General features: G+C 70.0%; 17 protein-coding genes and 2 pseudogenes. 7 read left to right on the top strand and 12 right to left on the bottom strand.

What is annotated here, in order from left to right; translation table 11 throughout:
- Positions 1-21: 21 nt before the first annotated feature.
- From OO47_RS00880 to OO47_RS00855, 6 genes and pseudogenes are all read left to right on the top strand, one after another.
- Positions 22-1,107: an LLM class flavin-dependent oxidoreductase gene (locus tag OO47_RS00880; RefSeq protein WP_030211556.1), complete on the top strand. Its 1,086-nt coding sequence runs from the start codon at positions 22-24 to the stop codon at positions 1,105-1,107.
- Complete coding sequence (locus tag OO47_RS00875; RefSeq protein WP_030211551.1) at positions 1,104-1,718, top strand: FMN reductase; 615 nt, start codon at positions 1,104-1,106, stop codon at positions 1,716-1,718. Before OO47_RS00880 ends, OO47_RS00875 begins: the two co-directional genes overlap by 4 nt.
- A gap of 75 nt (positions 1,719-1,793) precedes the next feature.
- Positions 1,794-2,066 (top strand): annotated as a pseudogene (locus tag OO47_RS00870) (redoxin domain-containing protein); the annotation flags it as partial.
- 1,318 nt (positions 2,067-3,384) lie between these two features.
- Positions 3,385-3,648, top strand: coding sequence for a hypothetical protein (locus OO47_RS00865; protein ID WP_030211548.1), 264 nt, complete (start codon positions 3,385-3,387; stop codon positions 3,646-3,648).
- Complete coding sequence (locus tag OO47_RS00860) at positions 3,645-4,058, top strand: PIN domain-containing protein (RefSeq protein WP_030211543.1); 414 nt, start codon at positions 3,645-3,647, stop codon at positions 4,056-4,058. The genes OO47_RS00865 and OO47_RS00860 overlap by 4 nt, the downstream gene beginning before the upstream one ends.
- Before the next feature lie 113 nt (positions 4,059-4,171).
- On the top strand, positions 4,172-5,833 hold the full coding sequence (locus OO47_RS00855) for an N-6 DNA methylase (RefSeq protein ID WP_030211541.1): 1,662 nt from the start codon (positions 4,172-4,174) through the stop codon (positions 5,831-5,833).
- 12 nt (positions 5,834-5,845) lie between these two features.
- Here the strand turns inward: OO47_RS00855 and OO47_RS00850 are convergent, their stop codons facing one another.
- From OO47_RS00850 to OO47_RS00825, 6 genes are all read right to left on the bottom strand, one after another.
- Complete coding sequence (locus tag OO47_RS00850) at positions 5,846-8,002, bottom strand: UvrD-helicase domain-containing protein (RefSeq protein WP_030211539.1); 2,157 nt, start codon at positions 8,000-8,002, stop codon at positions 5,846-5,848.
- A gap of 44 nt (positions 8,003-8,046) precedes the next feature.
- Complete coding sequence (locus OO47_RS00845) at positions 8,047-9,261, bottom strand: McrC family protein (RefSeq protein WP_030211537.1); 1,215 nt, start codon at positions 9,259-9,261, stop codon at positions 8,047-8,049.
- Entirely contained in the window at positions 9,258-11,120 is a 1,863-nt protein-coding gene (locus tag OO47_RS00840; protein WP_033207636.1) for a DUF4357 domain-containing protein, read from the bottom strand. Before OO47_RS00840 ends, OO47_RS00845 begins: the two co-directional genes overlap by 4 nt.
- 108 nt (positions 11,121-11,228) lie before the next feature.
- Complete coding sequence (locus OO47_RS00835; protein WP_051715782.1) at positions 11,229-12,878, bottom strand: hypothetical protein; 1,650 nt, start codon at positions 12,876-12,878, stop codon at positions 11,229-11,231.
- A 24-nt stretch (positions 12,879-12,902) separates the two neighbouring features.
- Complete coding sequence (locus tag OO47_RS00830) at positions 12,903-13,295, bottom strand: hypothetical protein (protein WP_033207545.1); 393 nt, start codon at positions 13,293-13,295, stop codon at positions 12,903-12,905.
- Entirely contained in the window at positions 13,292-15,676 is a 2,385-nt protein-coding gene (locus OO47_RS00825; protein ID WP_030211529.1) for an AAA family ATPase, read from the bottom strand. The genes OO47_RS00830 and OO47_RS00825 overlap by 4 nt, the downstream gene beginning before the upstream one ends.
- A 643-nt stretch (positions 15,677-16,319) precedes the next feature.
- Between OO47_RS00825 and OO47_RS34540 the strand changes: the two are divergent.
- Positions 16,320-16,445, top strand: a pseudogene (locus OO47_RS34540) (DUF397 domain-containing protein); the annotation flags it as partial.
- A gap of 66 nt (positions 16,446-16,511) precedes the next feature.
- Here OO47_RS34540 and OO47_RS00820 read toward each other — a convergent pair.
- From OO47_RS00820 to OO47_RS33805, 6 genes are all read right to left on the bottom strand, one after another.
- Positions 16,512-17,855 carry an endonuclease domain-containing protein gene (locus OO47_RS00820; RefSeq protein ID WP_030211527.1) on the bottom strand — a complete coding sequence of 448 codons (1,344 nt, stop codon included), beginning with the start codon at positions 17,853-17,855 and terminating at the stop codon, positions 16,512-16,514.
- 195 nt (positions 17,856-18,050) lie between these two features.
- Positions 18,051-19,121 carry a ParA family protein gene (locus OO47_RS00815; protein WP_030211525.1) on the bottom strand — a complete coding sequence of 357 codons (1,071 nt, stop codon included), beginning with the start codon at positions 19,119-19,121 and terminating at the stop codon, positions 18,051-18,053.
- On the bottom strand, positions 19,118-20,314 hold the full coding sequence (locus OO47_RS34535; protein ID WP_030211524.1) for an ATP-binding protein: 1,197 nt from the start codon (positions 20,312-20,314) through the stop codon (positions 19,118-19,120). Before OO47_RS34535 ends, OO47_RS00815 begins: the two co-directional genes overlap by 4 nt.
- Positions 20,315-20,444: 130 nt before the next feature.
- Positions 20,445-20,762, bottom strand: a complete 318-nt coding sequence (locus tag OO47_RS00805; protein WP_030211522.1) for a hypothetical protein — start codon at positions 20,760-20,762, stop codon at positions 20,445-20,447.
- 22 nt (positions 20,763-20,784) lie between these two features.
- Positions 20,785-21,078, bottom strand: a complete 294-nt coding sequence (locus OO47_RS00800) for an AbrB/MazE/SpoVT family DNA-binding domain-containing protein (protein ID WP_030211520.1) — start codon at positions 21,076-21,078, stop codon at positions 20,785-20,787.
- A 117-nt stretch (positions 21,079-21,195) separates the two neighbouring features.
- Positions 21,196-24,033, bottom strand: coding sequence for a competence protein CoiA family protein (locus OO47_RS33805; RefSeq protein ID WP_051715780.1), 2,838 nt, complete (start codon positions 24,031-24,033; stop codon positions 21,196-21,198).
- Between the last annotated feature and the right edge of the window lie 17 nt (positions 24,034-24,050).

The following is a 24,050-nucleotide window of genomic DNA, read 5'->3' as shown; positions in this document are numbered from 1 at the left end:
GTTCTGAAAGGCAGAGATCCCATGCAGTTCGGCGTCTTCACCGTCGGGGACGTGACCCCCGACCCCACTGGCGGGCGCACACCGACCGAACGTGAGCGCATCAAGGCGATGGTCGCCATCGCCCTTAAGGCCGAGGAGGTCGGCCTCGACGTCTTCGCGACCGGGGAGCACCACAACCCGCCGTTCGTCCCGTCCTCCCCGACCACGATGCTCGGCTACATCGCGGCCCGTACCGAGCACCTGATCCTCTCCACCGCCACCACGCTGATCACCACCAACGACCCGGTGAAGATCGCCGAGGACTACGCGATGCTCCAGCACCTGGCCGACGGCCGGGTCGACGTGATGCTGGGACGCGGCAACACGGGCCCGGTCTACCCGTGGTTCGGAAAGGACATCCGCCGGGGCATCGACCTCGCCAAGGAGAACTACGCCCTGCTGCGCCGGCTGTGGCGCGAGGACGTCGTCGACTGGGAGGGCACGTTCAGGACGCCGCTCCAGGCCTTCACCTCGACGCCCCGGCCGCTGGACGGTGTCCCGCCGTTCGTCTGGCACGGCTCCATCCGCTCCCCGGAGATCGCCGAGCAGGCCGCCTTCTACGGAGACGGCTTCTTCCACAACAACATCTTCTGGCCGGCCGACCACACCCGGCGGATGGTCCAGCTCTACCGCCGCAGGTACGCCCACCACGGCCACGGACGTCCGGAGGACGCCGTCGTCGGTCTCGGCGGCCAGGTGTTCATGCGGAAGAACTCGCAGGACGCGGTACGGGAGTTCCGCCCCTACTTCGACAACGCGCCCGTCTACGGCCACGGCCCCTCCCTGGAGGACTTCACCGAGCAGACCCCGCTGACCGTCGGCTCCCCGCAGCAGGTCATCGAGCGCACCCTCGCCTTCCGGGAGACCGTCGGCGACTACCAGCGCCAGCTGTTCCTGATGGACCACGCCGGACTGCCCCTCAAGACCGTCCTGGAGCAGCTCGACATCCTGGGCGAGGAGGTCGTGCCCGTACTGCGGAAGGAGTTCGCGCGAGGGCGGCCGTCGGACGTCCCCGACGCTCCCACGCACGCGTCGCTCCGCGCCGCTCGGGAGGTGCCGGTCCCGTGAGACTGACCGTCGTCTCCGCAGGTCTGAGCACTCCTTCGTCCACCCGCCTGCTCGGTGACCGGCTGGCCCAGTCGGTCACCGACGAGCTGGCCGCCCGGGACCACCTCCTGTCGACCGAGGTCGTGGAGCTGCGGGAACTGGCCGGCGACATAGCGAGCCACCTCGTCACGGGCTTCCCGCCGCCGCGGCTCTCCGCCGCGATCGACACGGTGACGAACGCAGACGGCCTGGCGGTCGTGACCCCCGTGTTCGCCGCCTCCTACAGCGGACTGTTCAAGTCGTTCTTCGACGTGATCGACCCGGACGTCCTCACGGGCAAGCCCGTGCTGATCGCGGCGACGGGCGGTACGGCCCGGCACTCGCTCGTCCTCGAACACGCCGTGCGCCCCCTCTTCGCCTACCTGCGCGCCGTCGTGGTCCCCACCGCCGTCTTCGCGGCCTCGGAGGACTGGGGTTCGGGCGGGGACGCCTACACCGACGCACTGCCCGGCCGCGTGCGCAGGGCGGGCGCCGAACTCGCCGCACTCATGGAAACGCGTCCGGCCGGCGGTGGGCCCGAGGACGATGTAGCCGCCCTCGAACGGGGGCTCGCCGACCTCCGCTTCGACTGACGGCACGGCACGGCGCAATGGGGGCGGCCGCCCGGTCGCGGGAGAACTGCGCCCGACTTCGTGACGAATCCGCTCTGGTGCCCGTACCGCAACATCGCCCTGCGGTCTCTTCAGCGGCGTCACGAGGCCATCACCGCGCGCGGCGCCCACCTGGTCGCCGTGTCACCTCAGGTCCCGGACGAGTCGCTCTCCCCCGCCGCGAAGCACGACCTCCTCTTCGGCGTCCTCAGCGATGTCGGGTCCGATGTCGCCGGGCAGTACGGACTGGCTTTCGATCTCCCCGATGACCTCGCGGTCGTCTACGACGGGCTCGGCTTCGATCTCCGGCGCGTCAACGCAGGGCGGCCGCACTGCCGTATCCGACGCGGTGGGCGACTCAGCGGCGACTTGGAGGTCGCCGTGGGCGAAGGTGAGGGGACCCGCAGCTGAAGGAGGCGCCCGGGGGCGTGGGGGACAGAGCGCGGCGTTTCAACGGGCACGGAGGGACCATCCTGACCGCCGTCCTTCCAGGCCCCGACGCTCCACTCCGCCCCACGTGCCGGCACATCTGCCTCTGCCCCCACGTTCGCCGCTCGCGCGGGGGAGCCCTCTGGGACTTTCCTGGGACTTTCGGCGGCATCAAGCGGTACGAGGGTGAAAGAAGGGAAAGACTGTTTCCCCAGGTCAGGTACCTTGCATCGCGAGTCCGCGCAGCTCACAGGGCTGCCGAGTCTTTTCCGGGACATCTGAAAGGTCGCCAGGCAACGGCTGAAGAAATCTTTCCGACCTGCGTCAATGCGCAGCATCAGGAGGCGTGGCGACGCTTCGTGGGACTTCTCTGGGACTTTGCACCCACGCCGTACACGCCCGCGAGCAGCGTAACCGGGCCATGCGCCGGCCTGGTCCCCGGCGAGACCGCGGACCGGGCCGGGGCGTGGGCGTGAGTGCCTGAGGCCGTCGGACAGCGTGGTCGGGTCAGTCGGTCGTGTCGCCCGTCTTCCAGACTGTCGTGGACTTGACGGTACGGCTCTCACCGAACAGGCGCGGGCCCGGGAGTCCTGGCGGAAGGGGCAAGCACGGATGGGCCTTGACCCTGCATCCTGGACACGAGTCATGCGGCCGGCGCCAACGTGGCTGATGTCGTTCCGGACGCTGCCTCGCAGGGATCGGGCTGCGCTGTCCGAGGCGTGAGTGGCGGCGTCGGGTCATGACCACGGGTCATCTGTTCTTCTGGGCCATCAGGATCCAAGTGCCTCGGGTGTCCGAGAACAGGGGGTCAAGCCCCCCGGTGTTGGAACAGAGGGCGTCGTTGGTCTCGTTCCGGATCTTCGTGGGAACCCGCCCCAGCGCACCTCCAGTATTCGAGAGCGAAGGCGTACCAGCTGATGGTGGTCACACCGCGCCCGCTCCTCACCCGGCCGAAGTCGTCAGCGGCGGCTTCCCTGACGGCTCGGACCAACGAGGCCCCGAGCTCGTCGGCCAGAGCCCTGACATCCACTCCATCGCCGGCCGCTGGCCCCCGCCAGGGCTTCACCACCCTCGACCCACGCCGTCCGGGTGCATTTCGCACCTGGCCTGCCGAACTCCGCATGACGACCACCGCCTCTCTCCAGATCAACGTGCCGCCTGTGGGTCCCATGCCAGCCAAGAAAGCCCTGTCAGGAGGATGAAGGGTAGGATAAGTAGCATGAGCGAGCCCACCGGGAAGTACTCGATCACCATGCCGCGCGACATCGCCGAAGCCGCCAAGGCCCGCAGCGGCCCCTCCGGCCTTTCCGCCTACGTGGCCGCCGCCGTCGCCCGCCAGATCGAACGCGACAACCTCAACGAACTCATCACCGTCGCCGAGGCCGAGCACGGCCCCGTCACCGACGACGAGATCCAGTCCCTGCGCGACCAGCTCACCGAAGCCCGTCGCGAGCAGAACCAGCATGGGGCGAACGCAGCGTGACCGGCTCCCCCGCGGTCCCTGGCGGCACCCTCGTCCTCGACAGCGAAGGGCTGGCGAAGGCCGTCCTGCGCGACCGCACGGTCACCACCTGGCTCGCCCTGGCCCGCGCCGACGACCTGCGCGTGATCACCTCGGCGGCCACCCTCGTCGAGGTGGTCCACCCCCGCATCAACCGCCCGGCCCTGGAGTGGACTCTCTCCCGTCTCGTCGTGGAGCCGATCACCGAACCGATCGCCCGTCACGCCGCCGCCCTCCTCGCCGACGCCGGCCTGCACGGCCACAAGTACGCCATCGACGCCATGCTCGCCGCCACCGCCCTGGCGGCTCCGGGGCCGACCACGATCCTCACGTCCGACCCCGAGGACCTCATCACCCTGTGCGGTGGACGCGTCACTGTGATCAAGGTCTGACCGATCCCTCGCTTGCCCTCCGTAAGGGAAGAAGATGACTCCCCTCAAAATACGTTGACGTCGTCAACGCTCACTATTTAACTCGCGTCTGTAGCGGCGTGTACGGTTGACTCATGAGGGATGAAGCGGGTGCAGCAGACCCTTTGATCACCGGGGCCGAGATCGCACGCATCGCAGGCGTTACGCGAGCTGCCGTGTCGAATTGGAGGCGCCGCCACACGGACTTCCCCGCCCCGGCGGGAGGCAGTCCGGGCACGCCGCTGTTCTCCCTTGCCGACGTACGGACATGGCTGGCAACCCAGCGGAAGAGCCACGACGTCTCCGACGAGGTCCGGCTCTGGCAGGCGCTCCGCGCGTCGTTCGGCGATGACATGATCGGCGGCCTGGCTTCGGTCGCCGAGTTCCTCTCGACGGGAAATCCGTCCGGTCTCGATTCCGCGGCAGCCGCGCTCGTCACCTCGTTGGCAAAGAACGCCTCCACGGCCCACGCGGTCGACGGACTTGTCGAGCGCTTCCAGGACTCGGCCCGCCGCAGAGGCTCTGACCAGGTGTCCTCCGCACGGGTCACCCGGGCGGTTGTCCACTTCGCGGGCCGGGTCACTGATGGCGCTACCGTCTTCGACCCAGCCTGCGGTATCGGGGTCCTTCTCATGGCCGTGGGAGACGCCGACGGTACGGTCGTTCGCGGGCAGGAGATCAACCCCGCAGCAGCGCGATTCGCCGGCCTTCGAGCCGAGTTGACCGGCCGAACCGATGCGGTGATCCAAGCGGGTGACTCACTGCGGGCGGATGCCTGGCCCTCGCTCCGCGCCGATCTCGTCGTCTGCGAACCGCCTGCCTCCGGCCCCGACTGGGGGCGTGAGGAGCTGCTCCTCGACGCGCGTTGGGAGCTCGGTACGCCCTCCAAGGCCGAGGGGGAACTGGCCTGGCTCCAACACTGCTACGCCCACACCGCCCCCGGGGGTCGCACGGTGATCGTCATGCCGGCCTCCACGGCCTACCGCAAGGCGGGGCGCCGGATCCGGGCAGAGCTCGTGCGGCGGGGAATCCTCGTCCAGGTCGTCGCACTGCCTGGCGGAGTCGCCTCCTCGCACTCCGTCCCCGTACTGCTCTGGACCCTCCGCCGCCCAAAGCCGGACGACGCGGCTCCGTCGCACGTGCGCATGATCGACCTGACGGGCAACGAGCCGGACGGACCACTGGAACCCATCGGTGACCAGATCGTCGACGTCCCCCTCATCGACCTTCTCGACGAGACCGTCGATCTCACTCCGGGCCATCACGTCCACCGTTCCGCCCATGACTTCCGAGCGGAGTACCAGTCCCTGCGCGAACAGATCGAGCAGCAACTCCATGCGCTGGGTGCCCTCCTGCCCGCTCTGCGAGAGGGGGCAGGAGAGGACTCTCTGGACACGGCCACGGTCAGCCTCGCTGAACTGTCCCGGGCGGGTCTGATCGAGACGGATGCCAGCGGTCCCCATTCGACGAGTCCTCAACTCGATACGGACTACCTGCGCGGCTTTCTTCAGAGCGTGTCAAATGTCCGTCGCTCGACCAGCGCCAGCGGTACGCATCGGGTGGACGCGCGAGCGGCACGCATCCCGCAGATGGCGGTCGCCGACCAGCGTCGCTACGGAGCGGTCTTCCGCACACTCCAGGAGTTCGAGGAGCGCGTGACGAAGCTGGCGGAACTGGGGCAGAGGACGGCCTCTCTGGCCAGGGACGGACTGACCAGCGGCGCCCTCGTCCCCCATGCGGGCGACTCAGGCGAGTGACAGGCCGACCGGTCAGGTGAGTTCGGCGGCCAGGGGAACGAACGGGCTGGGCTTTCCGCTCCAGGACACGTGCAGCGCTTCTCGGGCCCGTGTGCAGGCAACGAAGAGCAGGCACCGCTCGCGCAGCAGATCGGTCGCGTGCTGCAGTCTGTCCGTCGCCGCCGCGGTGACCTCGCGGGCGAAGGGAAGCGCGCCGTCGGAGACGCCGAGTACACCGACGCCCCGGAACTCCAGCCCTTTCATCGCGTGCATCGTCGCAAGGCGCACTCCTGCCGCTCCCGCCCCCGGCGCCTCCTTGACCCGGACCACGGGAATGCCCCGAGCCGCGAGCCTGTCGTACACCTTGTCCAGGAGCAGGTGGAACCGGGCACACACCCCGATCTCCTCGGCACGCATGCCCTGGCCGATCCACTCCTCGATCCGCTCGACGATCGCGTCCGCCTCAGCCTGTTCGGTGGCGTGTCCTATGACATGAGGCCGGCCTCCACGGAGGAGGGAACGGTAGCCGAGGAGGGTGTCCACACCGTCCCCGCCGAGATCCTCGACAGCCACGTCGTTCAGGATGCCGGTGGACCAGCTCAGGATCTCCTCCGTGCTGCGGTAGTTGACCCTCAGCCGACTGCTCCGGCCTGTCACCCCGATCCCCAGTGAGCTCAGGCTGACCCGGGAGTCGTAGATCCGCTGATGGGGGTCACCGGTGATGAAGAGGTCATCGGGTCCGCGCCGTACAGCGGCCCTCAGTACACGCCACTGGGCCGGATGCAGGTCCTGCGCCTCGTCGACGACCACGTGGTGGTAGTCATGACCGTCCGAGGCGTGTCGCGCCGCCAGTAGCCGTGCCGCCTCGGCGCAGACTTCGAGGTGGGTGCGGCCGCCTCGGGCGAAGAGTTCGGACCGGAAGAGTTCGATCGCCTCCCAGACCCGCTCTCGCTGGGCTACGGGCAGCGCCGAGCCGCGTCCTTTGCGCGCCGCGCCCCGGTAGGCGTCGAGCGTGCCGATGTCCTGGGCGAGTACGACGTGGCGATATTCCTGGGCGAGGAACCGCTCCGGCCACGGAAGGCCGAGACGTTTGCCGACCCGCTGCCAGACCTGCCGCTCCTCACGGTCTCCGACGAGGGACGGCGTCCGGCCGCCGGCTGCATGAAGGACTCGATGCGCGTAGGCGTTCACCGTCGTCACGTCGACCCTGCCAAGCTGCGCCTCATCGCCGTCGAGCAGCAGCGCGAGATTCTCGCGCAGGCTCGCCGCGAGCGCGTTGGTGTACGTGGTGAGCAGGACCCGGCTGTCCTCGGAGCGGGACAGCAGGTGCTTGACACGATGCAGGGCGACAACGGTCTTGCCTGTGCCCGGGCCTCCGGTCACCTGGGCCGGTCCGCCGTAGGACACGCGGTAGGCGACGCGCCGCTGGGAAGGGTGGAGGAAGATCCGCCAAGCGGCGAAGGGCTTCTCCAGGATCTCGGCCAGCTCGTCCGGCCCGGTTACGAGCGTAATGCGGCCTCTGGTGCGGAGGATCGCCGACGCGAGGTCGTCCGCGGGGTTCTCAGGAACTTCGGCGGGCCGCCGTGCGGTGACGACGTCGCGGTAGACCTCTTCCGGGCTGAAACCCTCCGCGAGGAACTGGAGGACTTCGAACTGGTCCTCGGGAAGCAGGGTGCCGAACGCGTCCAGCTGTGCCTGATCCGTGATCGTGCGCACGGCACGCAACACCTGGGCATCGATACCGAGTTCCCGCAGCACGGTGTCCGAGTGGGAGGCGAAGAGCAGGACGGGGGCCGCAGCCGCCGCCCGCTCCAGGGCCGGCGTCAGTTGCTCGATGGCGACGACGTTGCGGACCTCCAGGCCGCGGGTGGCGGTGTTGACCGTGTAGAGCCGCTTGGCCGCCCAGCTGTAGGCGTCGTCGTGCGGCACGACGTTGACGAGGAGGAAGACGTCGCTGCCGTCGTCCGGGGCGAGGACCACTCCCCGCCAGAAGTCGTTGATCCGGATGGTCCTCATCCGTGGATCGCGCGCCTTGTCCACCGACTCCAGGTGAAGCCCCTTGTCGGCGTGCAGTTCCGCGACAGTGAGCTGCTGGAACTTGGCCATCGCCTTGCGCACTCCGGCTTTGACGGGCTTCTCCAGCACGTCGTAGCTCTCCCAGAAGCTGTTCGCGAAGGCGAGCTGGGGCACGGTGGGCTCCTTACCTCGTGGCGTGCGGCGCGACCGAAACGATCTTAGGGGGATGCGGGTTCCGCGCCCCTGGCCATCAGGCGGGCGAGGTCCCGGACCGCCCCGAGCAGTTCCGTCGGCGGCCCTTCCAGGTCCAGGACGTGCTGGTGGATGACAATCCCCGCGTTCCGGACACGGTGGGAGGCGTGAAGGGCGCCGCCCCTGGCGTAGATCAGGTGTCCCTCGGGAAGACCCAGCGCTGTGCAGTAGGCGAGCATCTGGTAGAGGTCGGCGTCGGGAAAACCATCGGGCTTCTGCGCCTTGTACTTGGCGTCGGCCACGTTCAGCGGGCGGCCGTCGTCCCCGTACCGGAGGAGATCCGGCCTCATGCGGATGGTCCCGTCCGCGTCGAGATGCACTCCCTTGGCCTGGAGCGCGCAGTGTCCGCCATGCGCTGTGAGGGCCTCACGCAGGGCCACGCAGACGAAGTCCTCGAAGAGTTTGTTCATGTCGAGCAGGAATCCGTCGACGGTGACGTCACCCGGCAGGTGTTCGGGCGACTCGCGGCGCAGGACGGTCTCCGCCAGCCGCAGCGCGGGCTGGTAGCGGAGGTTCAGGCGGCTCGGCCGCCACCGGGGCGGAGCGGCGCCGCGCAGCAGGGGCTCGGCGTCGATGAGCCGAGCCCGTTGGTGCTGGAGGGACCGCCGTACTCCGGCCGGGACGCGGGGCAGGCTCAGCAGCCGCTCGGTCGCCGCCCGCAGCAGCCGGTTCTCGGGTATGTCTGTGGTGTACTCGTCATAGGCCACTTCCAGGGGAAAGAGCCGTCCGTGGTGACGGCGCACCTGGTCGGTCTCCCTGAGCCGACCGCGAAGGACAGGGGACGCCTCTTCCGTGTGCCGGTACCCCTGCAGCACTCCTTGCCTCAGGGCGCGCTCCTGCGCCCTCTCGTAGGTCTGGGCGAAGAAGGGAACCAGTTCCGTGTGCGCCGACACCTCCACCGTGCCCTCTTGGTGGATCCGCGGGTTCAGGGCGTACCCCAGGAGGAAGAACAGATGGGCGATCGGCACCTTCGGGGTGACTCTCAGGGTGACGGGGTCCTCCCCCGGGGCCCTGACCACGAAGGCTCCGACCTTGCTCCCCGCGCGCAGCCGCCATCCCCCGGTCCGGTACGGGTCGGGCGCCGCGTCCACGATCCGGGAGGCGGCGAGTGCCCGGCCGATGGCCGCCGGCAGGTCATGGGTGGTGTGCGGGGCGTGTTCGACGAGCTGGATGCCGGTCACGCGTCGGGCTCACCCGGGCCGGCAGCCGGTGCGATGGTCGCGCGAAGGGATTCGAGACCGTAGGTCTTGGCGATGTCGATTCCCTCTCCGTAGTGATGCTCCTCCAGGAGCGGAAGGATCTTGGTGCGCCAGGTGCGGTCAAGGCCGCCTTCCCGGTAGACCGCCTTCTTCATCAGGTACGAGGGGCCGATACGGAAATCGGGGTCGTCGATGCGGGAGTTGAGCGCGTCCAGCAGGTCCGCCGGCTCGGGGCCACGGTCCTGGGCGGCGAGCCAGCGGCGCAGCAGCCCCTGGGTGGGCTCAGTACGCGGCGAGAGCTCCACGAAGGCGAAGCGCCGTCGCATGGCCGCGTCGACGAGGGCGATGGAGCGGTCGGCGGTGTTCATCGTCCCGATGACGAAGAGATTGGACGGGAGGGCGAAGTCGTCGCCCGAGTAAGTCAGGCGGACCGACTTGTTCCGGTACTCCAGGAGGAAGTAGAGCTCTCCGAAGACCTTGGCCAGATTCGCACGGTTGATCTCGTCGATGATCAGGAAGTGCGGGATGTGGCGGTTTCCCTCGCGGGAGGCGAGGTCGGCGAGCTCCCGCAGCGGGCCCGCCGTCAGCCGGAAGGCGACCTCCCGGGTGTCGGGGTCCTCCTTCGGGCGGAACCCTTCGAAGAAGTCCTCGTACGCGTACGAGGGGTGGAACTGCACCAGCTTGACCCGTTCGGGTCCGCCTCCGAGGAACTCGGCGAGTTTGAGGGCCAGGTGGGTCTTGCCCGTGCCCGGCGGGCCGTACAGCACCAGCTGCCGTTCGTCCCAGAGGAGGTCCTTCACCTCGCGCAGCCACTCCACGTCGTGGACGAGCAGTTCGTCGGCGAGGGCCTGGCCCGGCTCGGGAAGCTCCAGCTCACGCCGGGCCGCGAGGGCCGGGACCGTCTCGCTCGGGTCGCGTTCCCGGGACACGGCCTCGTCGGCGAGCTCCTCGTCGGTACGGCCGAGTCCGTCGATGAGGGCCTGCACGGAGGTGAGGTCGACGACGTCGTGCTGCGCCGAGAGCTTCTGCTGGAGTTCCTCGGGAAGCTCGTCGTAGGCGTACCCGCTGCTCTGCCAGTCGACGGGGCGGCGCAGGTTGGAACGGCCGCCTTCGGAGGCGGTCTGCTCGACCGTTCCGGTGATCTCACCGACGTACAGGCGGCCCCCGGAGATGCCACACACCGTGTCGCCCGGCTTCATCCAGGAGAGGAACGCGTACAGCTCGTCGACGAGCTCCAGCTTCTGGTTGTAGGTCGCCGTCGTCCCGTAGTCCTCCTCGACGAACGCTCTCAGCCGCTCCTTGCTCGCCCCCTGCGCCACTCCCTGGCGCAGCCGTGAGGCCGACAGCGTGACCCTGCCCTCGGGGAGCCACAGCCGGTGGACGAGGTCACTGCCCGCCACGTTCGAACCGCGCACGAGCCAGGCCCGGTTGGGCCCGGCACGCACGCCCTCCATGAAGTCGGACAGCGGTGTGCCCGCCTCGGTGCGCCACTCCTCCCAGCCGTTGCGCGGGGCGCCGACGAGTATCTCGGCGGCGGCGGACGGCGATCCGCACTCGACGTCAGCGGTCAGCTCCAGCCAGCCGGGCCAGCGGTCGGACGGCGCGAGGGCCCCGGTGGCTCTCAGCTCCTCGCGCCGCCTGAAGGTGCCGCTGAAGTGCTTGGGGAACGACGGCATGACGTGCTCCCTGGCCGGCGAACCGGCCCGGACCAGGAACTTGCGGCTCCCGTTGGTGCCGACGGCGTCGAGGAGGACGCCGACCGCCCGCCCGATGCCGTCCCCGCCGGGCAGCCGCAGCCGGAACTCCGGGTACTCGGCGGGGTTGCCGCTGTCCTCGTTCACGCGCACTCCTGGTTCACGTACGTTCCTCGTTCCCATGAGTCCGTGGACACGGGAACGGCATATGCCCGAAGGCCGGTGCCGAGAAGGACCTTAGTCCCGCTCCGCACCTCAGGTGAGGGTGTTGGTGAGGTGCGGCCCGATGTATCCGATGAAGATCCCGTGCTCGGCGCGGGCCGCGTCGTGGTAGTGCAGGCGTGGAGCGACGGTGTTGCCGCCGCCGATCCTCACGTGCGCGCCCATGAACAGCCGGCGGGCGGGATCCACGTGTTCCGGGACGGGGAAGGTCCGTTCCTTGCGCCAGACGGTGTTCGTCTTCACCGTCCTGGACTCGTCGCGCACGACCTTGCGGGGCGATATCGCGTGCCTGCCGCCCGGAGCGTCCTCGCACCACTGCTTGAAGTCACGGAAGGCCGCGCCGTCGGCGAGGGCGTCGACCGAGACGTCGGCGTAGTCCCGAAGCGCCAGCAAAGCGTCCCAGGCCATGCGAACCCAGGAGGAACCGTACGCCTGGTCGTCCAGTTCCAGGGTGATCTTCCTGGCTCCGGTGAAGTGCACGCGAGGCATCTCCTCGATCCGTTCCAGGATCTCCGCGAAGGACTTGGGGACAGCGGGACCGCCGTCGTCCGGGGCGTACGCGGCTTCGGCGGCGCCGAGGGCGAGCAGGCGCTTCTGCACGGTGACGAGCCGGACCCGGGTCTCGTGCAGTTCCCGGTACTGCTCGTCGTACTCGGCGATCAGCGTGATCTCGTCGCTCCTGGCGCGCTGGAGTTCGTTCTTCAGGTCCCTGATCTCGTCGGCTCGTACCCGCTGCTCGCGCCCGGCTTCCTCGAGGATCTCGAAGAGGGCTTGGTTCTCGTCCCTCAGCCGCTCCAGCTCGGAGCTGCCCGAGCTCTCCTTGGTACGCGCGCGCAATACGGGTACCGCGTCCAGCTCGGGCGGCAGTGGCGCCCGGGTGGCGAGGCCCTGGGGAAGCTGGGCGAGCAGGCGGCGGGCCCGGGCCGGGTTCTCGGCGACGACCCGGTGCGACATGACGCGGTGGCGCTGGCCGTCGGCCGCCCAGGCCGGATCCACACCGGGAAGGAAGGTCCGGATGCCACCGCCGTACACCCGGTGGTACTCCATGAGCCGGTTGAAGCGGTTGTCCGCCCCGGGCGCGAGGGCGTAGAGGATGGCGAGGCCGGCCAGGGGACGGACCAGCGGGTCCAGGATCTGCTCCAGCCAGACGTCGAAGTCGGCCCCGTTCGGGGCGGTGGCCATGACGATCGGCAGACGGCGCTCCGCGTCGCACAGCTCGTCGATGACGGAGTCGATGTCGGCCGCCTCGACGACCTGTGGCATCCGGGTCACATCCGCGAGCCCGTCGTGGGCATGGAGAACGTCCAGCAGGCTTGCCGCGAGGCGGGGGGTCTTTGCGGGCGTCGGCAACGTGTCCGGATCGTCGGGAAGGTGCTCTACGTCCAGCTGTACGCGGGTCGGCCGGCTCTCCGTCTGCCTGATCACCAGGGTCGTCTGCCAGGTACCGTCCGGGGCGGTCTCCCGGAGGCGCCAGCGCCCGTACGCCCCGCCGGTGCCGGTCGCCGAGTCGTGGTCGAGAGTGACTCCCCGGGCTATCTCGTTGCGCCCCTCCGCGAACGCCTGGATGTCGTAGTTCTTGGGCGGTTCACGCAGCCAGTCCCGGAGTCGGGCGTCGACCTGCGCGCCGGTACTGACGTAGTCGAGGCCGCTGGTGACGACCATGCGGTAGCGGCGTGTGTCCATGCCGTGGTCCTTTCGGTGCACCGGTCAGGCTTCGGTCCGCTCGGGTCCTTGACGGAGGGCGGCGAGCAGTTCGACGACGTCGTCGTGCCAAGCCCTGACCTCGCCCGGGGTGGGCGGGAGTTCGTAGGTGTGGTGGTGGCAGGCCTCGCTGAGCGCGGACCACACGGCGTGCCACTGACGGGCCACGGAGCACGGGGCGTACCACTCCAGACAGAGCGCCTTGGTACGGCCACGGCTGTGCGCCATGGCGGGGCTGACTTGCCGCCAGAATCCGTCCATGGCCTCGTCCAGGGCCAGCCGGAGCAGGGCGGCGGCGGCTCGGGCGCGGAGTCCCGGCGCGAGGGTGTGGATGACGCCGGAGGGAGGGAGCAGCAGATGGCGGGCGGCCGCGGCCAGGTCGTCGGGGGTACGGGTCATCGGCCGCGCACCGCCTTCGCAAGGCGCTCGGTGTCCCGGACCAGGTCCATGCGGTCGCCGATCGGGGTGAGGAGCTGGTGGGCGCCGGCGTTGCACCGCTCGATGAGTGCGCGGGCCCAGGGACCGTGGTCCTGGGCGACGGCGGCGAGGACCTGGGCGGGCTCCATGGTGCTGTCGTAGAAGGCGAGCGCGGCGAGTTCGGTGAGCTTGTGTGCCTTGCCGATCCTGGCCTCGACATCGGCGTGGCCGTGGCCTTCGGCCCGCAGGCGGCGCCGTGCGGGTTCCAGGCAGGCGGCCTCCAGGGCGCCACGGCACATCTGGGGTAGGACCCGGTCGGCGACGTCCTGCGGCACGTTCGGGTCCTTGGCGACGGCCCGGGCCTCGCTCAGCGCGAGGGAGACCGGGTCGTCGGTGCGGGTGACCTTGACGACGGAGTCGGTCTGCCGGGAGACCTGCATGATCGTCGCAGGGATGCGCAGGTGGCGGATGGCCTGCTGGAGGCGGGTGTCGTGAGTGAAGACGATCACCTGGCGGCGCTGGGCACAGGCGTGGAGGACCCGCGCGAGCCCCTCGACCTTCTCCGGGTCCATGGACTGCACCGGGTCGTCGATCACCAGGAACCCGAAGGGGCTGTCGGGGTGGGTGGCGCGAGGGAGGAACAGCGAGAGGGCGAGCGAGTGCAGTTCGCCCTGGCTCATCACGCCGAAGGCGGGCGCGTCCATGGCGTCCACGGACACGTCGAGCTTCACCTTGCGCTGGTTGGCCGTCCCCGTGAGGCCGATCGAGCCGAGCGTGACGCTGCTGCGCTCGCAGAGCAGCTTCCAGATGGTCTGCGACTGGTCGGCGAACGGGCGCAGCCGCTCCTCGCGGAGTTCGTCGGTGACCTTCTTGAGCCAGGTCTGCGCGTCCTTGAGCCGCTTGCCGAGCGATGCGGCCTCGGCGGCCCGGTCGGCGGCGGCCAGCCATTCGACGAGGCGCACCCCGAGCGGCTGCCAGCCGGCGTCCTGATCAGCGAGCAGGCGGGCCGCCTGCTCGCTCTCCTGCCGGCAGGCCTCGGCGAGGGCGGCCGAAAGGCGCTCGACCTGATCCGCCAGCGGGCGGGGGTCGGTCACGCTCCGGCACAGGGCCCATTCCCGCCAGAGGGCGGCGAGCGGCGAGTCCTCCGGCCGGAGCCATACGGGGACGGGCTGGACGAGATCGTGGACGGCGCGGATGGCGCCGCGCAGGTCGTCACGCGCGGACTGCGCTTCCGCGGCTTCGTGCTGGAGCCGTTCGACCTGCTCCCGGGCGCGCACCGCCCAGTCGTCGTCGAGCAGTCCGGGCGTGTCGCAGACGGGGCAGTCGGCGGTCCGCGCCCGCCGCCGGTGGTCGAGCGCCCGCTCCAGGAGGTCGGAGAGACGGCGGGCGTCCTCGGCGGAGCCGGACCGCGCGTCATCGGCCCGGGCCACGGCTTCCCGCAGCCGCGTCACGGCACCGCTGATGTCGCTCAGATCAGGCCCTTCGAGGGTGGAGAGCCCGCGCAGCCTTTCGAGTTCGGCGGTGTCGCCTTCGGGCCGTGCGGCGAGGAGGGTGCGAACGCGTTCGCGGTCCGGGCGGCGTGCGGAGAGAACCTCTGCGGCCGCGACGGCCCTCGGGTCGCCGGAGCCCCGCAGTTCGGTGAGGACCGTGGCTGCCAGGTCGGTGACCTTCTTCTCGCCGTCCTTGATCGCCTTGAGGCGGGCTCCCGCCTCCTTGTAGGCCTCGGAGAGCTGCTCCAGGCCGAGGATCTGGGCGAGTCCGTCATGGAGGGCGGTCATGGGGCCGTTGATCACGGCGCCGAGTTCGCTGTACGAGAGGAACGGCCGGTACAGCGCGAGCTCCTCCGCACCGACGATCTCGCCCAGCTCTCCGTCGGGCAGTCCTGGCCGGTGGACCGCCACCCGCGCGTCGCCCAGCCCGTCGCCGTGCCAGCTCCTGCGGACGGTGACGGGTGTGTCGGCCCCGTCGCGACGGCACTCCACCTCCACGCGGGGAGCCGTCGGATCGTGCAGATTCCGCCATCCCTGCCGCCAGACCTGAGTACGGTCCTGCCAGCGGAAGTTGTCGCCCGTCAGTGCCATCTCGGCGGCCTCGGCGAAGCTGGACTTACCGGAGCCGTTGCGTCCGGCGACCACGGTGAGGCCCGGTGCGGGGGTGAGGCCGAGCGCGGTCTCCGGGCCGATGCCTCGCCACCCGGCGGCCGTGATGGAGCGGAGGAAGAGAGGACCGGTTCGGGAGGAGCTTCCGGCCTGAGTCCCGGGGAAGAGGTCGCGCAGCAGATCCGCCGTCTCCGGCTCCAGGCCGGCGGCGGCCAGGCGCTGGAGGACGAGGTCACGGAGGGAGGGGTGGGGCTGGTCGCTCACGGTGTGGCTCCATGCACGGGAGGCGGCGGGTGCGATGGCGAAGTCCGCACCAGAGAGCCCTAGAGTGACGCAGATAGGTTGACGTCGTCAACAAATATTACCTGCCATACTCCATGTGAACTTGTGTACGATCGCGGATCCGGGCGGCATGAGTGACAGTCAGACGGCCGCACGGCCCCACCTCTTGAGGAGAAGCTCAACCGTCATGAGGCTTACGGACCAGCTGACCCTGCGGCGGTCAGGCACCCGCGCAACGCGCCACGGGGCCACCTGCTCCGGATCTACGGAGGACGGGACCGCCGTGGAATGGCGTCTCGTCCTGCCCGGTCGCCCTCAACTCACTCTGCACGACACCCGCCGGGACAACGGTGAGCGGGATCTGGTCCTCCACCAGCCGTCGGTGGTTCCCGAGATGCCCGCCCTCCTGGCCAATCTGCACGGCCGCCGCCGCGCAGGCATCGAGGCCGTGCCCGCCGGAAGGGGCCGCCTGCGCCTCATGGCTGGACCGTCCTACCGAGGACCGGCTCGGACCGGGCCGGCTTCAAGAAGTCCCTCACCACGGCGCAACTCGCCACGCAGTGCGGGCTGTCGCTCCTGCGGACTCTGACGAGCCGTCCCGGCGTCACGCTGGAACCCGCCTTGCTGCGTCGAGGTCGCCGTCACCCCGCGGGCCGTCCATATCCGGGACTCCAAGGACGTGGAGCGCCGACCGTTCGCGGTCGGCCGCGAGGGCTGGACGCGGTTCGTGCGGTACGCGGCGGAGGACTGAGCCGCACGCCCGCCCGGTGTTACGCGGGAGCCGCCCGTCGCCGTACGCGGCGGGCGGCTCTTCGGCTCAGAACAGTCCCAGGCCCTCGCCGCCGGGGTCCACGACGACCGGCCGGGGCTGGGCAGGGAGGCCGTCCAGGCGGTCGGGGCCGGACGCGGCAGCCACGGCGGGGGCCGTCTCGGCGAGCCAGCCACGGAACCGCTCGGCGGCCTCACGGTAGGGGACCCGCGCCAGGACACGATGCTCGCCGGCGGGACAGAAATCGACCATGACCCTGAACAGGCAGGACCGGGGCGCGTTCTGACTACCCGCCCAGGACACGCGCAGGGTGCCGCAGGGCTGACGTCCGCCCGGGGCCCGGTGGGTCGGGCGCAGTGACCGGCAGGCTATGAAAGCGGTCCACGCGGCGAGGTGCGGCAGCGGCAGGGTGATGCGCGCGCGACAGCCGGTGCAGCGGTGCCAGTGGCGAAGCCAGTCGTCGACGTCGGTGCGGAAGAGGCGGGTGTAGCGGTTCGCAACGCGGACGTCGTTGGCGTACAGATGATCGGGGCGTTCCCGCGTGTTGCAGGACTGGCAGACGGGGGCGCGGACGTAGCCGTGCTCGTGGCAGTGGTCGAGCACTGCGGCGGGCGCGCCGCCGCAGACGGCGCACACCCACTCGGCCACCTTCCTGGCGATGCCAGGCTTCCTGCTGAGCACCGAGTACAACTGGCCTTCGAATTCCTTACCGTACGGGCGCGGTGAGGCGGCGGGGCCCTCGGGGCTCGTCGCTCGCCGCCCGTCGGCGTCCCTGGCCCGCCGGGGGCGGGAGGGCGGCTCGGTCGCGGCGGCGCCCGTCTCGCGGGTCCGCGCGGCTCGCAGCCACCGCGTCTCGGCGTGCTCGGCCGCGTCGAGGAGCCTCACCGCCCCGCGCGGCAGCCACCACGTCCTCCGGGTCGCGTCGGGGGTGTGCTCCACGAGTAGCTGTCGCCAGTCGATCCCCGTCAGATGACACGGCCGGCCGGCCTCGTGTCGTGTCCCGCATCCGGGGCCGCCCGGCTCCCCCAGTTCCCCGGCGACGCGCCACCGCCAGCGCAGCGGCGTCTCCTCGTCGAGCTCCGGCTCCGGCGCCCCGCGGAACGGACCGACGCGGACCAGGTCCCGCCGGTCCATGACCACCGCGTTCAGTTCCGCGGCCGCCCGGCGCACCTCGCGCTCCGCGACGCCCCACCGACCGCCGCCCACCCTGGCCGTCGCGACCACGCGGCTCCCGAGCAGGACGTACCCCGTCCGGGCACGGGCGGGCGAGCGGGTGAACGCCCCGGAAGCCGTCGGCACGGCGCCGCCGGCCGTCAGCCCGACCCACAGCGCGTCGGCGGCGTCCACGGTGATCAGGCCGTCCGCGCGGCCGGAAACGACACGCTCCGTCATGTCGACAGGCTAACGGCGCCGACACTCCGACGGGTCCGAGCGCCGGTCGGGTACGCCTGGTTCCGGTCGGCGAGGTTCGCGTCGGAAAGGGTCCGAGCCGCGCCTGTTCCTGCGGTCGCGGTGTCAAGGGGAGCGCCAGCCTTTCGCGGTCGACCGCGAGGAGTGGACGCGGTTCGTACCGTTCGCGACGGGGTGTCAGCGCCTGTCCGCCGGCGCCGTCGGGTGAGCCTCCTCCAGAGGCTCGCCGATCCTCGCCAGTACCCCGCGGGACAGCGCCTGGAACTCCTTGAAGCAGGTCTTCACGTACTGCTGGGTGCTCCCCAGGGCGCCGTCGGCCGGCTTCAGGTCGAACATGGGCTTCCGGGCGTCGTGCGCCAGAGGCATCAGGCTCCGGTAGTTACGCATGGTCGCGATGCGGTGCTGGTCGTCCTCGCGGGTGGGTTCCGCCTCGTCGAGGATGGCTGAGGAGTAGACCCACGGAATCCGCTTGAGCCATCGCTCGTACGCCTTGACCGGCCGGTCCAGGCGCATTTCCGGCTGCATGATGACGTACCCGAGCGGACGCATCTCCGCCCGGGGCGCGGAGATGTTCGCGGGCACCCTGGGCAGGACGAGCTGTTGCCAGTCGGCACGCCACTGGCGCAGCGTCGGCCCCAGGTTGCTGAGGCCCTTGAGCGAGAACAGATCGGCGGCCAGCGGCATCAGCACCGTGTCGGCCGAGATCAGGGCGGCGCGGTTGATGGCCCCCAGGTTGGGGCCGACGTCGATGAGCACGACGTCCGCCCCGACGGTCCGGGTGGCCAGCTCGATGATCCGGTGGAACGCCGTGGACGTACGGATCGCCGCGATGTCACCCGCGTAAGCGCGGGACCACTCGTTGGACAGCTTGTCCTCGAAACGACTGAGGTCGAGGCTTCCCGGCAACAGCCAGAGCCCCGGCTGGAGCTCGACAGGCTCGACGGCCGCGATGTCGCCCGTCCCTTCGAGGATGGGACGGACGGCGTCGGCGATGGTCTGTCCGCTACGCACCCGCCCTGTGCCGGGAAGTCCCGCCTTCGCCGCACCCTGGTTGATGAGTTCGGAGGGGTTCTCCCACAGGTCCTCGATCTCCGTCTCGTCCAGACACATGGAGGTCAGGTTGGCCTGGGGGTCCAGATCGACGGCCAGAACGCTAAGGCCGAGACGCCGGATCATGTGGGCCAGGTGGTAGGTGAGGGTGGTCTTTCCCACACCTCCCTTGTTGTTGAACAGCGCGATCGACGTCATGCGGCCCTCCTGATCACGACGACCCACGACGAATCGTCCACCTGGAACTCGGCGGGCGGATTACCGTTGTCCTCCAGCGCCCTTCTCACCCGGCCGATACCGCGGCCGAACCGGTTCACGTACCCGAGGCCCTTCAACGCGGCGGCCAGGGACGGGTTGCGGTAGTCGGTGACGCGGTCGAAGTTGTCGTCCCGCACCTGCCCGAAAGGTCCGCCGGGGTTGGTGATCTCGATCCGGTCGTCGAACCACACGATCCGGGTCGGCGCGTAGGACGTCTCGTAGTTGCGGTGCATGAGGGCATTCATACAGAGCTCGCGCAGCGCCTCCAACGGGTAGTCCGGGCGCGAGGTCTCCCGGAAGCCGTCCTCCACGAGCCGGGTACGGAGGTTGCTACGCAAAAGGGGTTCCAGGCGCGCCGACAACCCCACCAGGTTCTCCCGGAGCTCCTGCTCGTCAGCGATCGGGGCGTCGAGGTCCGCGCCCTGATAGCGAACGAACTGGACGTACGCCCCTGGTACGTGGCTGGTGGGGTCAAGCCCGACGGTGAGCACACCGAGTGTGGTCGGCACGCCGGCAGGGGTCGCGAGGTGGAGCGAGGAGAGTTGAAGGTCGATGGGGCGGCCGTTCTCCTCGATGACGTCCGGGGCGACCATCGACGGCAGGTAGGAGTGCCGGAAGACGTCCAGATCCAGGTCGTCGACGCGAGCCAGCTCCAGAGGGCGCGTGTCGAAGGGAAGGTCCTTGGCCCGGCGGCGCTCCGTGAGTACCCGCTCGTCCTCGCGGTTGGCCTTCCGCGTGGTGGGGCCCGGGCGGACCCAGATGACGCCGTCGAACCGTACGGGCGGGGTCGCGGACGCGGCCACGTGAAGCCGTACCACGGGCTTGCCCCGGTAGACTGCCCGCTCGACGGTAAGGGAAGGCCGATCGAGGATGAGGCCGGAGTCCCGGATCTCGGTGAGCTGGAGCAGTGCCTGATCGCTCACATCGACGTCGTCAACGGGCATGCCCTTGTCGTCCACCCCCACGAGGATGTCACCGCCACCACGACCGCACAGGTCGTTGGCCATGGCGCACACCGCGTTGGCGATGGCGTCCCCGCGCCTGCCCTCGCGCTTGGGCGTGCGCTTGAACTCCAGCCATGCGGATTCCCGGGTGCCCAGAAGGTCGGCCAGGTCCACGTCTTCGTCGCTCACGGGCCCATTCTGCCGTGCGATGCACGTTTCGGCCGACGGTGCACAGCCCACCTCACTTGCCGGGGCTGTGAGCCCGGGGACCACACGAGGGGCGTCGGCCGACATCCGCCGCCCGACGCCCCTCCGTCCCTCAGGCAGGACCGGGATCGAAGATCTCGTGTCCGCCGACCCGGCGCCAGACGATGTGCGGCTCACCCTCGCGGACCTCGTCCGCGTACTGCCAGGTGGCACGCCCATCGGGCGCCCAGGTCATCTCCATGACGGGACGCGCGCCGGCAGGGAGGGGCACTCCCTGGACCGGCTTGACCCGGAGGCCGGGCCGAAACCGTCCGCTGGTCACATCCGGTACGAACTTGTCCCGAATGGTCTCCTGGAACCGCGCCCGCTCCTCCGGAAGGAGCTTCTTGAAGTCGCGGTCGAAGCGAGCGGTCGTCTCGAAAGTCGGCAATCAGGCCTCCCAGGGGTCGGGGTCAGTTCTCCTTGCCGAGGTGCGCGAACATCTCGTCCACGTCCTCGTGGCGGGTCGTGCGTCCGGCCGCGATGTCCTCGCTCGCCTCGCGCTCACCGGCCTGCCACCGCTCCGTCCAGAACCATGCCTGGTCGGTGCGGATCTTCCTCAGTCCGTGAACCTCGACGACACCCGCGTCGTTGATCGCGAACTCAAGCTCGTCACCTGGGGAGACTCCCAGCGCCTCGCGCACCCCTGCGGGCAACGTCAGCTGCCCCTTGTCGCGCACGCTGGCATGGAACGTGGCCGCGGCCATGGGTGACCTCCCTCTCTCCATCCATCCCCTGTCTTCTTCGTCATCCAGACTACTCAGGGAATGACGAAAGTGCGAGCCTCCGACTTTCGGAATTTCTCACATTCCGCCCCCAGTAAGTCAGCGGTGCTTCCAGATGCCGTAGAGCCGAAGGACATCCATCTGCCACCGTGCGTGAAGCTCGTCCGGACCTGAGACTGTCTCCCGGCCGAGCGAGAAGGCCACGTGCCGGTACAGCGGGTGGAGATCCCCGTTGTTCGTGGTGACCAGGGCGGAGAGGAGCGGCTCGTCTGCCGGGGTGTTCGCGTCGGCGAGTACGAGCACCTGCCCCTGGTCGTCGGGGTGCAGGTGAGGAAGTTCCCCGCTCAGCCGGTGACGGATCGCGGACCACGTGAGGGTGGCCCCGTTCCGTGCGGTGTTCTCCAGGAGGGAGCGGACGACGGCCGCGAGTTCGGCGAGCTTGGCCTCGTCCGGCCGGGATGACGCGTCCTCCGTCTGCGGTCCCTTCGCGTCGCCACCGGACGGCACGGCGAGCAGCGCGGCGAGTCGTTCCCCACAGGCGCGGTACACGTCCTGGAGGTCCTGTGGGAGCTTGCCGTGGTGCTTCCGCTTGAGCTCCTTCGCGCGCGACATGCTCTCCCGAAGGGCCTCGGCCTCACTGGGCTCCTGCCGCCGCCCGAGATCATCGAACATCCGCCGGAGATCCGCCTGGACGATCTCGTTCTCACGCCCCCGCACCCACTCGCTCATGGCGCGCAGGTGGGGATACTGCTCGGCCTGCTCCGCCCGAGGCAGCTTCGTACCGTACAGCTTGCCTGCCGCCTGCCAGGCGCGCTTGGCCTCGGCGAGGTCGCCGGCCTCCCGGGCGTGGTCGAATCGCCAGCGCAGCCCCGTGAGTGTTCCGAGGGCGGCCGCGACGGAGGTGTCGACAGGGCTCCCGATGGGGGCGGGTGCCGGGGCCGCAGCGGGTGACGCCGTCTGCGTTGCCCTCGACCGGTTCGCGCCACTCGTGTACGCGTCACGGATGCGGTCGACCTCCAGTTGCCTGGCCTGATGGGCCTCGCTCTGGAGCCCGGGAACCGGACGCCCATGACTCCTGAGGATCTCGAGGAAGTACGGCAGCGGCTTACCTGCGTCCGTCACGACGAGGGCGGCGTACATGAGGTCGTGGCCCCTGAGGGGCTCGTCCACACGGAAGAGGAGGTTGGTCCGCCGCTCGTCCGACAGGGCGCCGAAGTCGAATCCCGTGTTGGCCGAGAGCTCCCGCCAGGTGATGTCGTCGGCTCCGTTCCTCGCTCGCGCCTTGAGATGTTCGCGTAGGGCGAGCACGAGCTGGAGGGTCGGAAGACCGGCCGCCGGGGCCGGTTGGGTTTCGGCCGCCCGTGGTCGGCTCACCAGCTCCCTGGGCTGGGGCCGGGGGGATGCCGGGGAGGCGGGCGGCGTCGGAGGGGCAGTGACGGGGCTGGCCCCGAAGAACTCGTAGGTGCGTCGTCGTTCCGTCTCGTTGATGTGGCGGACCTGATTCCCCGGGAGGCCCGGCGCCCAGCCCAGACCGGTGAGGACAGCGGCAAAGAAGGACGGGACGTCACCATTGTCCGAGCTGAGGAGCGAGGAAAGGACCGGTTTATCCTCGGCGCGAGGGAAGTCGAGCGCGATGAGAAGCCTGCGCCGGTGCTCCGAGGTGAACAGTTCGGGGTTTGCCTTCGCCTTCCCCGCAAGCTGGGCCCAGGTGATCCGGCCCTGTGCGCGGGCGGTCCGCTCCAACGTCTCCCGGAAGGACGCCACGATCTCACGGTCGTCGAGGCGTGGGCCCGGAGGCGCGGTCGGCGGCTCGACCGGAAGGGGCTTGGCTGGCGCCGGTGCCGGCTGGGGCGGTCTGAGCTCGCTCCAGGCCGCCGCTTCCCGAGCGTCCAGACGTCGCGTCTGGGCGGCGGTGAGAAGCCACGCGGGCGTGTCCGTCGTTGTGGCGTCGACGGGGGTCAGGGTCACGCGCTCCCGGAGGACGTACACCCTCGACGGGTTGGGCGTCGTCGAGGCGTGAGGAAGGACGATCCGTGCCCGGGCCACTGCCGAGCCGAGAGGCTGGATGTCGGCGTCGTAGACGCTGCCCGGTGTGCCGGTCGGCGACTTCATGTCGGTCCTGGCCATGGCTCCGGTGAAGGCCACGGTGTCGTCGGCCAGCCGGAAAGCGATCGGCGGCGTGACGGAAGCGGCGGAAGCAATGGCTCCAGTCGATCCTCGCGGCACGATTCCCTGTGGCGTTGACACCAGGCTGGGGGTGACGATCCCCTGGCGGGTGAGGACGCACTCCTCCAACGTTGTCCATTCGACGGTGTTGCCGGGCAGCTGCGTACCGATCCGCACCTCGCGCGTGACTCCGACTGTCCGGCATTCGACGCGGATCGCGTACCCGTGGGATTCCACCCGGTCGTAGGCCAGCATGTTGTCCGGTCCGAAGAGCCATTCGACGTGGTCGGCGCCCCGGGCGAGGCTCTCCGCCTCCTGCCGCCACGGGTGCAGACCCAGCCGGGCCATCTGTACGCGGATCAGCTGCCGCCCGCCGGACAGCCGGAAGTCCACGGTCCCGCCCGGCCTGTCCTCGACGGTGCGGTACGACGCCTTGGCATTCCGCCGGTTCTGTCCGGCGAGCCAGTGGGTCAGGGCCTGGCCGATGTAGAGGTGGTCGGCGCTGGACTCGCCGTTCGCGGTACGGCGGCAGTGGACGGGTGGGCGGTGCGCGAAGTGGCACTTCTTCTCGGTGTAGCGCTTGGCGCTGAGCTTCTTGCCACAGCCGCCGAGGAGGGTGCCACAGTAGAAGTCGTCGCGGGAACGGCCCCGCATGAAGAGGTCGAACTCGTCGTGGTCGTACGGAAGGAAGACGGGGTCGTCGGAGTCGGCGCGCCCGAGGACGGCCGTCTGGACTTTGCGGGTGTCTTCCTCGTTGGCGTACGGCGTCATGGCGCGGCTCCGGGCGG

This window comes from Streptomyces bikiniensis, assembly GCF_000716625.1.
In the GTDB taxonomy this organism is placed as follows: Bacteria; Actinomycetota; Actinomycetes; order Streptomycetales; family Streptomycetaceae; genus Streptomyces; species Streptomyces bikiniensis.
This window is presented reverse-complemented; position numbering and strand designations above follow the sequence as displayed.

Excerpts from the sequence above, each read along its gene's own strand:
- OO47_RS00880 (WP_030211556.1), top strand. The coding sequence starts at position 22 with ATGCAGTTCGGCGTCTTCACCGTCGGGGACGTGACCCCCGACCCCACT.
- OO47_RS00865 (WP_030211548.1), top strand. The coding sequence starts at position 3,385 with ATGAGCGAGCCCACCGGGAAGTACTCGATCACCATGCCGCGCGACATC.
- OO47_RS00855 (WP_030211541.1), top strand. The coding sequence starts at position 4,172 with ATGAGGGATGAAGCGGGTGCAGCAGACCCTTTGATCACCGGGGCCGAG.
- OO47_RS00835 (WP_051715782.1), bottom strand. The coding sequence starts at position 12,878 with ATGGACACACGCCGCTACCGCATGGTCGTCACCAGCGGCCTCGACTAC.
- OO47_RS00830 (WP_033207545.1), bottom strand. The coding sequence starts at position 13,295 with ATGACCCGTACCCCCGACGACCTGGCCGCGGCCGCCCGCCATCTGCTG.
- OO47_RS00820 (WP_030211527.1), bottom strand. The coding sequence starts at position 17,855 with ATGACGGAGCGTGTCGTTTCCGGCCGCGCGGACGGCCTGATCACCGTG.
- OO47_RS00815 (WP_030211525.1), bottom strand. The coding sequence starts at position 19,121 with ATGACGTCGATCGCGCTGTTCAACAACAAGGGAGGTGTGGGAAAGACC.
- OO47_RS00800 (WP_030211520.1), bottom strand. The coding sequence starts at position 21,078 with ATGGCCGCGGCCACGTTCCATGCCAGCGTGCGCGACAAGGGGCAGCTG.
- OO47_RS33805 (WP_051715780.1), bottom strand. The coding sequence starts at position 24,033 with ATGACGCCGTACGCCAACGAGGAAGACACCCGCAAAGTCCAGACGGCC.